This is a genomic window from Actinoplanes sp. NPDC051388 (assembly GCF_055586225.1).
Genome location: NZ_JBVJIP010000003.1, coordinates 618435 through 633337, shown reverse-complemented (window position 1 = coordinate 633337; position 14903 = coordinate 618435). Strand labels below are relative to the sequence as shown.

Here is a 14903-nt window from a genome sequence, read left to right as displayed (position 1 = left end):
ACGTGAGGGGGCGGCTCCGGTTGCCCGGAACCGCCCCCTCGTCATGATGAGCACTATCAGTGGCGGTCGAACTCGCCGCCGCGGACGCCGTCGACGAACGCCGCCCACTCGTTCGCCCCGAAGCTCAGCATCGGTCCGGCGGCGTCCTTGGAATCCCGCACGAAGATCGTCGCGGGCGTCTCGGCCACCTCGACACAGTGGCCCGCGGCGCCGGAGCGACTGCTCTTGCGCCAGATCAACTTGTTATTGGACAAGGCGTCCCTCCCCAGAGATTTGTTACTCACCCAGTTAACGACCGGGGACTAGTGAACGACGTCACCTGTTCGAGTGATTAGCTCGCGACTCCGCTCGGCGGAGAGCGCACGGGCCCGCACGTCCTCGAACGCCTCCCGGAAGACACTCACCTCTTCGGCCTTGAGGTGGAAGAAGCCGCCGGTCAGGCCCTCACTGTGGACCACCGTGCCGCGGGCGTTCTCGGCGAAGTCCAGGATCATGAACGACTCCGACTGGGCGGCGTGCGCGCCCGCCGAGAACGGGAGGACCAGCACCTCGACTCCCGGGCGCAGGCTGGCCTCGTACAGTCGCTGAAGTTGTCTTTGGAGGACGTCTCGTCCGCCCACCTCGCGGTGCAGGACGGCCTCGTCCAGAACGACCGTGAGATACGGCGGCGGCTCGCGGATGAGGACGGTCTGCCGGGCCATCCGCAGGGCGAGCCGGCGCTGAGCGGTGTCCGGATCGCCGATGTCGGCGCCGACCTCGATCACCGCGCGGGCGTATTCGTCGGTCTGCAGCAGACCCGGCATGATCTGGGTCTCCCACTCCGACATCGCGACGGCCTCGGCCTCGAGCGCGACATATTCGTCATAGGGCGCCGGCACCGACGACCGATAGGGCGTCCACCACACCCGGCCGCGGCCGCGACGGGCCAGGTCGTGCAGGCGGCTGCGCTCGTCGGCGCGGGCGGCATATGCGGTCAGCAGCTTGTCGAGATCGCCCTCGTTGATGCCGGTGCGGGCCGTCTCGATGCGGGACAACTTGGACTCGGACCAGCCCAGGGCGCGCGCCACCGTCGCGCCCCGGCGGTCCCCCCGTAGGCGGCGTAATTCGTCACCCAGTTCCCGCCGTGCGGTGGATGTCGGCCTTGCCACGCCGAACACCGTACCGGCATGGATACGTTGTGCAACTTGCATAGCACTATCTGCACTTGCAAACGGGATGTGACCGTGTGCTTAATGAAAGCGAAACCTGGACCGGTGGCGGCAACCGCCGGCACGTGAGAGAAGCCCCGTCCGGCGGCGTGGACGGGGCTTCTTCAGGTCCCGATCTCAGTAGCGATAGTGGTCCGGCTTGAACGGCCCCTCGACCGAAACCCCCAGGTAGGCGGCCTGCTCCTTGCTCAGCTCGGTCAGCTTCACGCCGAGCGCGGCCAGGTGCAGCCGGGCCACCTTCTCGTCCAGGTGCTTCGGCAGGACATAGACGCCGACCGGGTACTCCTCGGTCTTGGTGAAGAGTTCGATCTGCGCGATCGTCTGGTTCGAGAAGCTGTTGCTCATCACGAACGAGGGATGCCCGGTCGCGTTACCGAGGTTCAGCAGGCGCCCCTCGGACAGCACGATGATCGAGTGCCCGTCGGCGAACGTCCACTCGTCGACCTGCGGCTTGATCGTGGTCCTGGTGACATCGCCGCGCTTCTGCAGACCGGCCATGTCGATCTCGTTGTCGAAGTGCCCGATGTTGCCGACGATCGCCTGGTGCTTCATCCGGGCCATGTGCTCGTGGGTGATCACGTCGAAGCAGCCGGTCGCGGTGATGAAGATGTCCGCGATCTCGACCACGTCGTCGATCGTGCCCACCTGGTAGCCGTCCATCGCCGCCTGCAGCGCACAGATCGGATCCACCTCGGTCACGATCACCCGGGCGCCCTGCCCGCGCAGCGACTCGGCGCAGCCCTTGCCCACGTCGCCGTAGCCGAAGACCACCGCAACCTTGCCGCCGATCAGCACGTCGGTGGCCCGATTGATGCCGTCGATCAACGAGTGCCGGCAGCCGTATCGGTTGTCGAACTTGGACTTGGTCACCGAGTCGTTCACATTGATCGCCGGGAACAGAAGCGTGCCGGCCTGCTGCATCTCATAGAGCCTGTGCACACCGGTGGTGGTCTCCTCGGTGACCCCCTTGATCGCGGCGGCCACCCGCGTCCAGCGCCGGTCGTCCTGCTCGAGGCTGCGCGCGAGCAGCCCGAGGATGACGGCGTGCTCGTCGGACTCGGCGGTCTCCGCGGGCGGGACGACACCCAACTTCTCGAACTCGGCGCCCTGATGCACCAGCAACGTGGCGTCGCCACCGTCGTCGAGGATCATGTTGGGACCCTCGCCGTCCGGCCACAGCAGGACCCGCTCGGTGCACCACCAGTACTCCTCGAGCGACTCGCCCTTCCACGCGTAGACCGGCACACCAGCCGGCCGCTCCGGCGACCCGTCCGGCCCGACGACGACGGCCGCGGCGGCATGGTCCTGCGTCGAGAAGATGTTGCAGGAAGCCCACCGGACCTGTGCTCCGAGCGCGGTCAGCGTCTCGATCAGCACGGCGGTCTGGATGGTCATGTGCAGCGAACCGGTGATCCGGGCGCCACGCAGGGGGCGGCTCGGGCCGAATTCGGCTCGGAGTGACATCAGGCCCGGCATCTCGTGCTCGGCGAGCTGGATCTCCTTGCGGCCGAACGCGGCGAGTGAGAGGTCGGCGACCTTGAAGTCGCCGTCGGCCACCGAGGTGGGCCGGTCAGCCGGCAGAGTGCTGGTCAATTCGGACTCCTCAAGTCGGACGGCAGCGTTCAATCCTACGGATGTTGGGCTGTGGAACGTCTGTGGGTTGTGCCTGGTGAAGGTCGGAAACACGACCATGGATACGGCTGGAGGGGTGGGTGCGCTGGCCGCTTTCTGTGCGGGCGGAGCATGCCTGAAGGTCGCGTAGTGGGCCGGCCCGTCAGTGCGGGCCCCGCGGCCGAGCCGCCCCCGGAGGGCCAACGGCCCGGGGAGGCTAACGGGCCCAGGAGGCCAATGGGCGTGGGAGGCCAACGGGCGTGGGGCCAGCCGGTCAGCGGCCTGTGGATAAGCCGGCGAAATCGTCATACCGCACTCCTACGTTTCAACCCACCCAGTGCCTGGGTGGGGGAGGTGGCGGCGGCCGCGCGGACCCGACGGCCTGCGCAGGCGGCTGCCACCGCATCGCTCGCCTCGCGGACACCGCTCACCGCCCCTTCGCCCGCGCCGCAACACCGCCGCCTTGCCCACAAAGGCCGCGATCTTGTCCCATGTCGCAGGCATCGCCACCTCTCGGGCCGCAGGCATCGCCACCTCTCGGGCCGCAGGCATCGCCACCTCCCGGGCCGCAGGCATCGCCACCTCCCGGGCCGCAGGCATCGCCACCTCTCGGGCCGCAGGCGCCGCCACCTCTCGGGCCGCGGGCACCGCCACCTCCCCCACCCAGGCACTGGGTGGGCATGAAGTTAGGCGGGCGGTACGACATTTTCGGCGTGGCGACCGATCATCCTGTGGATGAGCGGCCCGCGAATGAGGTGGGTCGGCGCGGATGCGGCGGGAACAGCGAACGGGACGACAGGTCATAGACCCGCCGCCCCGTTCATCCCCCCGGTTTGGTACCGCGCGCGTCCGTGGGACCCCCCGATCACCAATGACGCTGCGTGGTTATAGATTCACACTCCGCATCCACCCATGTCAAGCAAATCATGAAATTTACCGTTTTGGGCATGCCGGATTCGTTGACGCTTGGTTCAGCCCAGGGCTTTGAGCTTTGCCTCTACTCGCTCTCGGCGCTGCTCCAAGACGTCGATGACCGCCTCGGTCTCGTTGAGGCCGGTCAGCTCGGTGGCGATGTCTTCGGGCTCCTGGAAGCCTTCGGAATTGTCGCCGTCCTCGCCTCGGCGGGACTGCACATCGCCGGCTACGCGGCGGAGCTCGGCCAGCTCCTCGTCGATGTCCTTGAGTTGCTGACGCAGCTGGTCGGGCGTGGTCTCATCGGTCATCCGGCAATGATAAAGACCATCAGCCCACCCGATCTGCAGCCCGGCGATCGCCTGGCTCGGCAATCAGCCGCCGGCCCGGCAGCTCGCTCACGGGGACAGCCGCCGGCTGAGGGACGCCCGCTAGCTCAATTGACGCCGCCGGATCAGCGGGACGCCCGTTGGGCTGGCGGCCGGCCGCTGGATTGAAAGGTCGCCGGTGCGTCAGGGGACGGCGGCTACGAAGGCGGTGCCGGTGCCTGCGATCGTGATGGTGCCGGTGTCGGCCGGGGCGTAGACGGCCTTGCCTGGCGTCAGTTCCGTCGGGGTGCCGTGCGGGCCCGCCACGAACGTGTCGCCCTCGATGCCCAGGATGATGCGGGGGCCGGCGGCCTCCAGCTGGACCGGTGGGCGGGTCGGGGCCGGCTCGACCCGGTAGAGGGCGAACTCCCCCACCGGGACCTTCCAGGTCGACACGCCGGGCGCCACCTCGGTCGCCGGGAAGATCGGGTCGTCCAGGACCTCGAAGCGGAGGACCCTGAGCAGTTCGTCGACGTCCACCCGCTTGGGGGTCAGGCCGCCGCGCAGGACGTTGTCGCTGGCCGCCATGATTTCCACGCCGGCGCCCTTCAAGTACGCGTGCAGGTTGCCGGCCGGCATCCAGATCGCCTCGCCGGGCTGCAGGCGCACGTGGTTGAGCAGCAGGGCCACCAGCGCGCCGGGGTCGCCCGGGTAGTGCCCGGCCAGCTCACGGACGAGCCGGAAGCTGTCCGCAAACCCCGAACCGGCGGCGCCCGGCCGATTGCCTGCCGCGACCACGGACTCGATCAGCGTCGCCCGGTCGTCGGCCGGCCAGCTCAGCAGCAGCTGCACCGCGTCTCGCAGGCCCGTCGCGCCGGCCCGGAGGGCCGCCACCACGGGAGCCAGGGCCGGCAGGTGGAAGGCCTCCAGCACGGCCGCGGAGACGTCCGGGGCCCGGAAACCGCACAGCGCCTCGAACGGCGTGATCGCGACCAGCATCTCGGGCTTGTGGAACGCGTCCGTGTAGTTGCGCGGCAGCGACGGGTCGGCCTCCTGGGCCGCGAACGCGGCCTTCGCATAGTCCGCGTCGGGGTGGGCCTGCAGGGAGAGCGGGGCGGCGGCGGCCAGGACCTTCATCAGGTACGGCAGCCGCGCCCCGAAAGCGTCCGCCACCTCGGAGCCCAGCTGGCCCTTCGGGTCGTCCGCGATGAGCGTGGCCAGGCTGATCGGGCCGTCCGCGACCGTGACCGTGGACGGGTCGCCGGGGTGGGCGCCCAGCCACAGCTCGGCCTCGGGGGCGTCCGTGGGCGACGGCCGGCCCTGCAGGTCGGCGAGCATCGTGCGGGAGCCCCACGCATATGGCCGGATGACGCCGGCCAGGGGGAGGATCCCGGTCATGCGCCGGCGGCCGTCGCCGACGCGGAATCGGATGCCGCCTCCGCCGGGTGGTAGATGTCCGGCTCGATGTAGATCACCCGGGCCACCGGCATGGCCTCGCGGATGCGGGCCTCGGCCTCGTTGATGTGCTGGGCGATCTCGTCGGCGCGCTCCGAGCGCGGCACCGCGATCTTGGCCGCCACCAGCAGTTCCTCGGGTCCCAGGTAGAGCGTCTTCATGTGGATGATCCGCTCGACGCCCTCGCCGGCCAGGACGGCCTGCTCGATCGCGCGCACGTCCTCGGGGTTGGCGCCCTCGCCGAGCAGCAGGCTCTTGGTCTCCATCGCCAGCACGATGGCGATCGAGACCAGCAGGATGCCGATCGCCGCGGTGCCGATGCCGTCCCAGACGCCGTTGTGGGTGATCAGCGTGAGCACCACGCCGAACAGCGCGAAGATCAGGCCGAGCAGCGCGCCCGCGTCCTCGAGCAGCACCACCGGCAGCTCCGGCGCCTTGGACCGGCGGATGAACTGCACCCAGGTGGACTTGCCGCGGACCAGATTGGACTCGTGGATGGCGGTGCGGAACGAGTAACTCTCCAGGCCGATCGCCACCACCAGGACCACCACCGGGACCCAGTGCCAGCTGTCGATCGGCTCCCGGTGCTGGAGCTTGTGCCAGGCCTCGTAGAGCGCGAACAGTCCGCCGACGCTGAACAGCACGATCGACACGATGAACGCGTAGATGTAGCGGTCCCGCCCGTACCCGAAGGGGTGTTCGGGGGTGGCCTTGCGCTGGGCCCGCTTGCCGCCGAGCAGCAGCAGGGCCTGGTTGCCCGAGTCGGCGACCGAGTGGATCGACTCGGCCAGCATCGACGACGAGTTGGTCAGCATCCACGCGATGAACTTGGTGACCGCGATGCCGAGATTTGCCGCGAGCGCCGCGACGATCGCCCTGGTGCCGCCGCCCGCACTCACTGGATTCCCTCCGGCATCGGGTTGCTCAGTTCCTTCATCTCGTTGATGGCCGGCACCGCCATCGGGTCGAGCCCGTGCGCGAGTGCCAGATATAGCGAAGCGAAATCGGGAACGGCGACCAGCGAGGCCAGCCGTTCCAGCGCGGAGCCGCCCTCGGCGACCAGCACGTCGCAGCGCACGCCGCGCCGCTCGGCCAGCACCTGCACGGCGTCTGCCCGGCGCTCCTCGACGGCGATCGGCTCGTCCGCGTCCTCCTCGGGGTTGAGCCCGCCGTCCCGGAAGAGCACCAGCCGCAGCCGCGTGGCCGCCTCGTCGTCGGCCTCGTCCGGGTCGGCGAAGATGTCCCGGGACGACTCGGCGAGCCCGCCGAAGACGCCGTCCAGCAGGCCCACCCGGCCGCGACCGGCCTCGCCGAGCGCGCCGGCCATCACCGGGTAACGCGCGTTGGCCGCGAGCGTGTCGGCGAACCGGCGCGCGGCGACCGTGGCCAGCGGGGACGAGCCCCAGATCACCGGTACCGAGCCGGCCAGCCCGAGGGCCAGCGACTTGGCCGGGTTGACGAACGACTCGGCGCCGGCCCGGCAGCGCTCGGCGTCGGCGTCCAACCGGGACGCGGTCTCCGCCAGATCGGCCTCGTTGACCTTGACCAGGCCCAGGCTGCGCGCGGCCAGCAGCACCGGCACGGTCAGCCCCCACAGGCTGGCCCGGGCGGGCGCGCGGCGCGGCACCGGAATGAACGGCGCGCGGGCCCGCTCGGCCATCGCCTGCAGTTCGGAGTCGGGATTGCCGATCGCGACCAGCCGGGCGCCGCGCCGGGCGGCGGCGTCGGCCGCGGCCAGCGCCTCGGGGCTGCGGCCGCTGGCGGACACGGCGATCACCACGTCGGCCGCGCCGACCCAGCCGGGCAGGGCCGAGCTGCGGTGGCCGATGATCGGCACCGGGCAGCGGTGCCCGGCGACGGTGGCCAGGATGTTGCCGGTCAGGCCGGCGGTGCCGATGCCGGCCACCACGACCGCGCGGGGACGGCCCTCGTCGGCGAGCCCGCTCAGGTCGGCCTCGGCGGCCAGCGCCGCTGATTCGCGGACCTGGGCGCCGGCCGAGGCGGTGGCCCGCAGCATGCCGCCGGGGTCGTTGCCGAGCATCGCCTTTTCGTCGTCCAGCAGGGACTCGTCCGCGTGCCGGTGGCCGTGCACCCCGGCCGTGCCGTCCATCGGCGCGCTCATGAAGCCGCCTTGCCGGGACGGGCTTCGTCGAGAAGCAGCACCGGGATGTCATCACGGATCTCGAACACCCGGCCGCACTCGGTGCAGGTCAGCGTCTGCGCCTCGGCGTCGTGGTCGAGCGGTGCGTGATGCGTGTCCGGGCAGGCCAGGATGTCCAGCAACTGCGGATCGAGGGCCACCGGGTCAGGCTCCTTGCTGCGTGGGGCGGGTGAGGCTGAGCGTTGACGATCCTAACCTCGGACGATCGCGAGCACCTCGTCGCGCAGGGCGGCCATCCGATCCGGCTTGGCCGCCTCCACATTCAGCCGGAGCAGCGGCTCGGTGTTGGACGCCCGCAGGTTGAACCAGGCGCCGTCGCTGAGCCGCGCGGTCAGCCCGTCCAGCTCGTCGAAGGTCGCGTCCGGGTACGCGGCGCGTACCTCAGCGGTCTTGGCCTTTGCGTCCTGGACCGTGGAGTTGATCTCGCCGGAGGCGGTGTATCGCTCGAACTCCGCGGCGAACTCCGACAGCGGCTGCTCCTGCCCGCCCAGCGCGGCCAGCACGTGCATCGCGGCCAGCATGCCGGTGTCGGCGAACCAGAAGTCACGGAAGTAGTAGTGCGCGGAGTGCTCGCCGCCGAAGACCGCGTTGGTGCGGGCCATCTCGGCCTTGATGAAGGAGTGGCCGACCCGGCTGCGCACCGGCTTGCCGCCACGCTCGATGATGATCTCCGGCACCGCGGCCGACGTGATCAGGTTGTGGATCACCGTGCTGCCCGGGAACTTGGCCAGCTCACGGGTCGCCACCAGGGCGGTGATGGCGGACGGCGAGACCGGGTCGCCGTTTTCGTCCACCACGAAGCAGCGGTCCGCGTCGCCGTCGAAGGCGAGCCCGAGGTCGGCGCCCTGGGTGCGGACGGCTTCTTGCAGGTCGACCAGGTTGGCCGGGTCGAGCGGGTTGGCCTCGTGGTTGGGGAAGGTGCCGTCGAGTTCGAAATAGAGCGGCACGATCTCGAGCGGCAGGGCCGGCAGCACCTGGTCGCCGAGCACGGCCGGCACGGTGAACCCGCCCATGCCGTTGCCCGCGTCCACGATCACCCGCAGCGGGCGGATGCCGGACAGGTCGACCAGCTTGCGCAGGTGCGCCGCATAGTCCGCGAGCAGGTCGCGGTGCTCGACGCGCTCCGGGCCGTCGGCCACCTCGTCCAGGTCGCCGAGCAGCTCCTGGGCCCGCTGCCGGACGACGGCCAGGCCGCTGTCCTGGCCGACCGGGCGCGCGCCGGAGCGGCACAGCTTGATGCCGTTGTATTGCGCCGGGTTGTGGCTGGCGGTGAACATCGCGCCGGGCAGCCCGAGGGCGCCGGATGCGTAGTAGAGCTGGTCGGTCGAGCCGAGGCCGATGTGCACGACGGCCGAGCCGGCGGCGTTGGCCCCGCGGCCGAACGCGGCCGCGAGGCTGGGGCCCGAGGCGCGCATGTCGTGGGCCAGCACGATCCGATCGGCGTCGTCACCGGACTCTCGCAGCATCTCGACGAACGCGATGCCGAGCGCCCGGGCCACCGACTCGTTGAACTGGTCGGGGACGACACCGCGCACGTCGTACGCCTTGACGATCTGCGACAGATCAGACAATGCTCGCTCCTCAGGCCTGGAAGTCCTGTCGCGAGACTATCGGAGCACCGGTATCGGAAAGGCCCCAACGTCGCAGCGGGCCGGTCTCGGCTGCGTTACAGCAGCGCATCGCGGCCCAGCCGATCCGATGCCCGGGTGGTCTCCGGCAGCCGGAAGGACGGGGTCAGCCGCAGCGTGAGCGCGCAGGCGGTGTCCAGGTCCATCCGGTGGCCGACCGACACATAGACCGGCTTGACCCGGTCCCGGGTCCGCAGCAGCGCACCGACCACCTCGCCGTCGTCCACCAGCGGGGACCGGTCGCCGCGCCGCTCCCCCGGCTGGTCCGCGTGCCCGATCAGCCGGGTCTTGCCGACGCCGAAGCTGGGCAGGTCGAGCAGCACGCCGAGGTGGCAGGCGAGCCCGAACCGGCGCGGGTGGGCCAGGCCCTGCCCGTCGCAGACGACCACGTCGGGGCGCACGGTGAGCCGCTCGAACGCGTCGAGCACGGCGGGCAGCTCGCGGAAGGCGAACAGGCCGGGGACGTACCCGAAGGCGGGTTTGCCTTTGACCACGACCCGGTCGCGGACCGTCAGGTCGGCGCCGAGCACGACCACCGCGGCGGCGAGGCGATCGTCCTGGTAGGCGACGTCGACCCCGGCGAAGGTGGCCGGGTCCGCCGGTCCGGGACCGCCCAGCAGCCGCGGCCGGAGCGCGTCCTGCACCGCCCGGGCTTCTTCTTCGGTTCGCGGCCAATCCACCGGGCCACCTTAGGGTTGTCGGCGGGCGTGATGGGGGTCACGATGGTGGGGAGTGGAGGTGCGCATGGCCAACCCGTGGCTCGCCCTTGACCTGGGCGCCGACCCGGCGGAGCGGATTCGTCAGGTGGGGCTTGCGCATGAGCGGTTCGTGACCGGAGACCGGACGAACCAGCCGATCCGCAACGTGGTCGCCGATTCCTGGCGGCGCTCGGCCGGTGCGATCACGCCGGACAGCATGCCGCCGATCGATCTCAGCGACGGCGACCTGGAGGCCTACCGCGCGGCACATCCGCTGGCCCGGGTGCTGCCGATCTTCCGCAACCTGCTCGGCGGGCTGGCCGACGACGGCGATCATCTGATGGCGGTCTGCGACGCGCACGGCCGGCTGCTCTGGGTGGAGGGCACCGCGTCGGTGCTGCGCGGGGCCGAGTCGATGAACTTCGTGCCCGGCGCGCTCTGGGACGAGGCGCATGCCGGCACCAACGCCCCCGGCACCGCGCTGGCCGTGGACCACTCGCTGCAGATCTTCGCCACCGAGCACTTCAGCCGGCCGGTGCAGCGCTGGACCTGCGCGGCCGCCCCGATCCACGATCCCGCCACCGGGCGTCTGCTGGGCGCCATCGACGTGACCGGTGGAGATCATCTCGCCAACCCCCACAGCCTTGCTCTGGTACGCGCCACCGCACTGGCCGCCGAGGCCTACCTGTCTAGCCACCAGCCCCCCGCGAGCGACACGCCCGCGGTGGCGGCACTCGGGCGCGACGAGGCCCTGGTGACCATCGGCGGCAAGCGGATCCGGCTCGGTCGCCGGCACTCGGAGCTGCTCGTCCTGCTCCTGTTGCACCCGGAGGGGCGCACCGGAGATCAGCTGGGTCTGGATCTTTATCGGGACGACCTGAACCCGGTCACGGTGCGGGCCGAGCTCTCCCGCCTGCGCCGCATCCTCGGGCCGGAGCTGCTGGACTCCCGGCCCTACCGGCTGCGCGCCGAACTGGGCGCCGACTTCCTGGCGGTCAACCACCTGCTGGAGCGCGGCCGGGTCGCCGAGGCGCTGGCCGGGTACGCCGGGCCGCTGCTGCCCGCCTCGGACGCGCCCGGTGTCGCCCGGCTGCGCCGCAAGATCGAGGGCGAGCTGCGGGCGGCGGTGCTGGCCGGCGGCGACCGCGCCCTGCTCGAAGCCTGGATCCGCTCCTCGTGGGGCGCCGAGGACCTGGAGATGTGGGAGAGGTGCGCCGAGCTGCTCCCGGCTCGGTCCCCGGCCCGGACGACGGCGCTGCAGCGGATCGGTCAGCTGGCCGCCGAGTTCGGCATCCGGGCCGGTGGTGGCGTGCGGCCCTGACCACGACGGTGGCCGGCGTGGGTCACGGGACGTTCGATGGCCCGTACCGTTCTCTTGGGTTGGTCTTTGCAACGTCCTTGCAACGTCTTCGTAACTAACGTTGCGTGCATCACACGCGATGGAGGCGAAGCATGACCGTTTACTCCCCGCCCGGCTCGGACGGCGCGATCGTCAACTACGAGTCCCGCTACAACCACTACATCGGCGGTGAGTACGTCCCGCCGGTGAAGGGCCAATACTTCGAGAACCCCTCGCCGGTGACCGGTGAGAACTTCTGTGAGATCGCCCGGGGCACCGCCGAGGACGTCGAGCGCGCCCTCGACGCGGCGCACGGCGCGGCGGACGCCTGGGGCCGCACGTCGGTCGCCGAGCGGGCCAACATCCTCAACAAGATCGCCGACCGGATGGAGGCGAATCTCGAGAAGATCGCGGTCGCCGAGGCCTGGGAGAACGGCAAGCCGGTACGCGAGACCCTGGCCGCCGACATCCCGCTGGCGATCGACCACTTCCGCTACTTCGCCGGCGCCCTGCGCGCCCAAGAGGGCTCGCTCGGCGAGATCGACGACGACACCGTCGCCTACCACTTCCACGAGCCGCTGGGCGTGGTCGCGCAGATCATCCCGTGGAACTTCCCGATCCTGATGGCGGTCTGGAAGCTCGCCCCGGCGCTGGCCGCGGGCAACGCGGTGGTGCTCAAGCCGGCCGAGCAGACCCCGGCGTCGATCCACTACCTGATCTCGCTGGTCGGCGACCTGCTGCCACCCGGCGTGCTGAACATCGTGAACGGGTTCGGCGTCGAGGCCGGCAAGCCGCTGGCGTCGTCGAGCCGGGTCGCCAAGGTCGCCTTCACCGGTGAGACCACGACCGGCCGGCTGATCATGCAGTACGCCTCGGAGAACCTGATCCCGGTCACGCTGGAGCTGGGCGGCAAGAGCCCGAACATCTTCTTCGACTCGGTCTCCACCGCCGACGACGCGTTCATGAACAAGGCGCTCGAGGGCTTCGCGATGTTCGCGCTGAACCAGGGCGAGGTCTGCACCTGCCCGTCGCGTGCGCTGATCCAGCAGGGCCACTACTCGGACTTCCTGGCCGCGGGTGTCAAGCGGGTGGAGAACCTGGTGCAGGGCAACCCGCTGGACACCGACACGCAGGTCGGCGCGCAGGCGTCCAACGACCAGCTCGAGAAGATCCTGTCCTACTTCGACATCGGCCGGCAGGAGGGCGCGAAGGTGCTCGTCGGCGGGGCCAAGTCGGAGCTCGGCGGCAACCTCTCCGGCGGCTACTACGTGCAGCCGACGATCTTCGAGGGGTCGAACTCGATGCGGATCTTCCAGGAGGAGATCTTCGGACCGGTGGTGTCGGTGACGTCGTTCGCCGACTACGCGGACGGCATCAAGATCGCCAACGACACGCTCTACGGCCTCGGCGCCGGCGTGTGGACGCGGGACGGCAACGAGGCGTACCGGGCCGGGCGGGCGATCAAGGCCGGCCGGGTGTGGACGAACTGCTACCACCAGTACCCGGCACACGCCGCGTTCGGTGGCTACAAGCAGTCCGGCATCGGCCGCGAGAACCACAAGATGATGCTGGACCACTACCAGCAGACCAAGAACCTGCTGGTCTCCTACTCCCCCGACGCGCTCGGCTTCTTCTAAGTCATGTCCGTGACCCGAGTTGACGTGACCCCCGCGGCGGCCGATCTGATGCGGTCGCTGCGGGCGGCGCACGGTCCACTGATGTTCCACCAGTCCGGTGGCTGCTGCGACGGAAGCTCGCCCATGTGTTACCTCGAGGGCGAGTTCCGCACCGGTGCGTCCGATGTGCTTCTCGAAGCGCTGAAGATCGACGGCATCGACGAGCCGGTGACGTTCTGGATGTCGAAGTCGCAGTTCGCGCTCTGGAAGCACACCCACCTCACGGTGGACGTGGTGAAGGGGCGCGGTTCCGGCTTCTCGCTGGAGGCGCCGGAAGGCGTTCGCTTCCTGATCCGGAGCCGGCTGCTCACCGAGGCCGAGATCGCCGAGCTTTCCACCGTTTGATTTTGGTCGCCCGGGCCGTCTGGCCCGGGCGACCTCATTCCTATTTCTTGCCGGCCTCGTAATCGTCGAGGGCCGCGCCGAGCTGCGCGAACTTCTCCGTGTACTCGACCGGGACGGTCCCGGCCGGCGTCTCCGGGCGGCCCGGGTCGGTGTACTGGTCACCGAGGTTCGAGAACACCGCGACGATGTAGTTCCGCTTCTTCTTGCCCGGAAGCGACTTGACGATGCCGGCGTCCGCGCCGCTGTTGTTCACCCAGCCCGGCTTGTGCGCGAAGGTCACCTCGGCGGCCTTGTTGCACGGCCGCACGTCCTCGCCGAACGCGTTGCCGTCCACCGTGACCGTGCCGTCGGGCGCGATCCAGCGGTTCGCCACCTTCTGCGGGATGCCCGCCGCCGGATAGTCCCGCCCGCAGTAGTTGGTCGTCGACAGCATCCAGTTCCAGCCCTGGTCCCGGAGCTTGGCCAGGAACAGCGCCCGCGACGAGCGCGAGAGCACGTCCCTGGTGACCGGCTCGCCGCTCGGAGCGGTCCACAGCGTGCCGGCGCCGCCGTTGACGATGGCCAGCAGCTTGGCCGTGTCCAGCGAGCTCATCGTGACCGCGTTGCCCCAGCGACCGCCGTTCACCGGGTTGGTGTTCTTCAGCTGCAGCGTCTCCAGGCCGAGATCCTGGAACTGCTGGTTCAGGCCGTCGATCGCGCCGTGGTCGTGCATCATCTTGACCAGCGCGCAGGTGGCCGCATTGGACGACTCGGTCAGCGACCGGTCCACATAGTTGCGGATCGTGTCACTGCTCGCGTTGCCGCACAGCGAGCTGAGCGTGGTGGGCGCGTAGTCGTACGTGTCGTCCAGCGCGATCTCGCCCCGGTCGATCATGCGCAGCACGCCGAAGTTCACCATCAGCTTCAGCACCGACGCCGGGTACGGCAGCATGAAGTCGAGCTCGGCGTCCTCCCGGCCGGGCACCACATCGATCGTTCCCTGCGCGTGGTTGGCATACCAACCGGCGTCGTCCCACTGCCGCCACCGCACGGCAGTGGAGTGCAGGTTGTCGTCCACCGGCAGCACGACGCCGTGCTCGTACTGCGGGCTCATCAGCACGGTCGCCGAGCCGGTGATCGCCCCGGCCGCGTTCAGCTCGAGGACGGTGGCGTTGATCTGCGGCTGCTGCGAGATCGGCTCCGCGGCGGCGGTGCTCGTCGCCGGGCCGCGGGCCTCCTTGTCGACGGTCGTCGTCTTCTTCGCCGCAGTCGGCGGGTCGAGGTCGAGCACCTCCTGGAAGGCGAGTTCGTCCATTGTGTTCTGCAGGAACTCGGCGAGCGACGGTTCAGGTCGGACGGTCTCCGCGTTCGCGCTGATCGTGACGGTCAGGAGCCCGGCCGTGAGCACCGCGGCCGCCGCTCCAGCAATCAACCGTTTCTTCCGCAACGTTGCACTCCCACCATTCGATTGACAATGCGGCGCAAAGCTACATCCATCAGTCAAACCCTTTGGCATTTCCGGCGACCGTGCCGACCAGCGGCTGTGACCGGACCGTCGCGGTGATCGACCTGGCCGGCGGCGC

General features: G+C 70.0%; 14 protein-coding genes. 3 read left to right on the top strand and 11 right to left on the bottom strand.

What is annotated here, in order from left to right:
• Positions 1 to 56: 56 nt before the first annotated feature.
• The 10 genes from ACZ6TI_RS11360 to ACZ6TI_RS11315 all read right to left on the bottom strand — a co-directional run bounded on the left by ACZ6TI_RS11360 (position 57) and on the right by ACZ6TI_RS11315 (position 9963).
• On the bottom strand, positions 57 to 254 hold the full coding sequence (locus tag ACZ6TI_RS11360) for a DUF397 domain-containing protein (protein ID WP_465344877.1): 198 nt from the start codon (positions 252 to 254) through the stop codon (positions 57 to 59).
• 48 nt (positions 255 to 302) lie between these two features.
• A complete protein-coding gene (locus tag ACZ6TI_RS11355) occupies positions 303 to 1190 on the bottom strand; it encodes a helix-turn-helix domain-containing protein (protein ID WP_465344876.1) in 888 nt (295 codons plus the stop codon).
• A gap of 135 nt (positions 1191 to 1325) precedes the next feature.
• Complete coding sequence (gene ahcY, locus ACZ6TI_RS11350) at positions 1326 to 2801, bottom strand: adenosylhomocysteinase (RefSeq protein ID WP_465344875.1); 1476 nt, start codon at positions 2799 to 2801, stop codon at positions 1326 to 1328.
• A gap of 989 nt (positions 2802 to 3790) precedes the next feature.
• Positions 3791 to 4042 carry a hypothetical protein gene (locus ACZ6TI_RS11345; protein ID WP_465344874.1) on the bottom strand — a complete coding sequence of 84 codons (252 nt, stop codon included), beginning with the start codon at positions 4040 to 4042 and terminating at the stop codon, positions 3791 to 3793.
• Positions 4043 to 4243: 201 nt separating this feature from the next.
• Complete coding sequence (gene manA / locus ACZ6TI_RS11340) at positions 4244 to 5437, bottom strand: mannose-6-phosphate isomerase, class I (protein WP_465344873.1); 1194 nt, start codon at positions 5435 to 5437, stop codon at positions 4244 to 4246.
• Positions 5434 to 6393 (bottom strand): cation diffusion facilitator family transporter, encoded by a 960-nt coding sequence (locus ACZ6TI_RS11335; protein WP_465344872.1) that lies wholly within the window; start codon positions 6391 to 6393, stop codon positions 5434 to 5436. Before ACZ6TI_RS11335 ends, manA begins: the two co-directional genes overlap by 4 nt.
• A complete protein-coding gene (locus ACZ6TI_RS11330; RefSeq protein WP_465345001.1) occupies positions 6390 to 7604 on the bottom strand; it encodes an SIS domain-containing protein in 1215 nt (404 codons plus the stop codon). The genes ACZ6TI_RS11335 and ACZ6TI_RS11330 overlap by 4 nt, the downstream gene beginning before the upstream one ends.
• An 8-nt stretch (positions 7605 to 7612) precedes the next feature.
• On the bottom strand, positions 7613 to 7795 hold the full coding sequence (locus tag ACZ6TI_RS11325; protein ID WP_465344871.1) for a Trm112 family protein: 183 nt from the start codon (positions 7793 to 7795) through the stop codon (positions 7613 to 7615).
• A gap of 51 nt (positions 7796 to 7846) precedes the next feature.
• On the bottom strand, positions 7847 to 9226 hold the full coding sequence (locus tag ACZ6TI_RS11320; RefSeq protein ID WP_465344870.1) for a phosphomannomutase/phosphoglucomutase: 1380 nt from the start codon (positions 9224 to 9226) through the stop codon (positions 7847 to 7849).
• Between the two features lie 95 nt (positions 9227 to 9321).
• On the bottom strand, positions 9322 to 9963 hold the full coding sequence (locus tag ACZ6TI_RS11315) for an endonuclease V (RefSeq protein ID WP_465344869.1): 642 nt from the start codon (positions 9961 to 9963) through the stop codon (positions 9322 to 9324).
• Positions 9964 to 10027: 64 nt separating this feature from the next.
• Between ACZ6TI_RS11315 and ACZ6TI_RS11310 the strand changes: the two genes are divergently transcribed.
• The 3 genes from ACZ6TI_RS11310 to ACZ6TI_RS11300 all read left to right on the top strand — a co-directional run bounded on the left by ACZ6TI_RS11310 (position 10028) and on the right by ACZ6TI_RS11300 (position 13341).
• Positions 10028 to 11302, top strand: coding sequence for a GAF domain-containing protein (locus ACZ6TI_RS11310; RefSeq protein ID WP_465344868.1), 1275 nt, complete (start codon positions 10028 to 10030; stop codon positions 11300 to 11302).
• 131 nt (positions 11303 to 11433) lie between these two features.
• Positions 11434 to 12957: an acetaldehyde dehydrogenase ExaC gene (gene exaC, locus ACZ6TI_RS11305; protein WP_465344867.1), complete on the top strand. Its 1524-nt coding sequence runs from the start codon at positions 11434 to 11436 to the stop codon at positions 12955 to 12957.
• A 48-nt stretch (positions 12958 to 13005) separates the two neighbouring features.
• On the top strand, positions 13006 to 13341 hold the full coding sequence (locus ACZ6TI_RS11300; RefSeq protein WP_465345000.1) for a DUF779 domain-containing protein: 336 nt from the start codon (positions 13006 to 13008) through the stop codon (positions 13339 to 13341).
• 40 nt (positions 13342 to 13381) lie between these two features.
• Here ACZ6TI_RS11300 and ACZ6TI_RS11295 read toward each other — a convergent pair whose 3' ends face one another.
• Entirely contained in the window at positions 13382 to 14767 is a 1386-nt protein-coding gene (locus tag ACZ6TI_RS11295; protein WP_465344866.1) for a serine hydrolase, read from the bottom strand.
• Positions 14768 to 14903: the final 136 nt, after the last annotated feature.

Coding starts and splice junctions, on each gene's coding strand:
- ACZ6TI_RS11310 (WP_465344868.1), top strand. CDS start 10,028: ATGGCCAACCCGTGGCTCGCCCTTGACCTGGGCGCCGACCCGGCGGAG.
- ACZ6TI_RS11300 (WP_465345000.1), top strand. CDS start 13,006: ATGCGGTCGCTGCGGGCGGCGCACGGTCCACTGATGTTCCACCAGTCC.
- ACZ6TI_RS11355 (WP_465344876.1), bottom strand. CDS start 1,190: ATGCAAGTTGCACAACGTATCCATGCCGGTACGGTGTTCGGCGTGGCA.
- ACZ6TI_RS11330 (WP_465345001.1), bottom strand. CDS start 7,604: ATGGACGGCACGGCCGGGGTGCACGGCCACCGGCACGCGGACGAGTCC.
- manA (WP_465344873.1), bottom strand. CDS start 5,437: ATGACCGGGATCCTCCCCCTGGCCGGCGTCATCCGGCCATATGCGTGG.
- ACZ6TI_RS11345 (WP_465344874.1), bottom strand. CDS start 4,042: ATGACCGATGAGACCACGCCCGACCAGCTGCGTCAGCAACTCAAGGAC.
- exaC (WP_465344867.1), top strand. CDS start 11,434: ATGACCGTTTACTCCCCGCCCGGCTCGGACGGCGCGATCGTCAACTAC.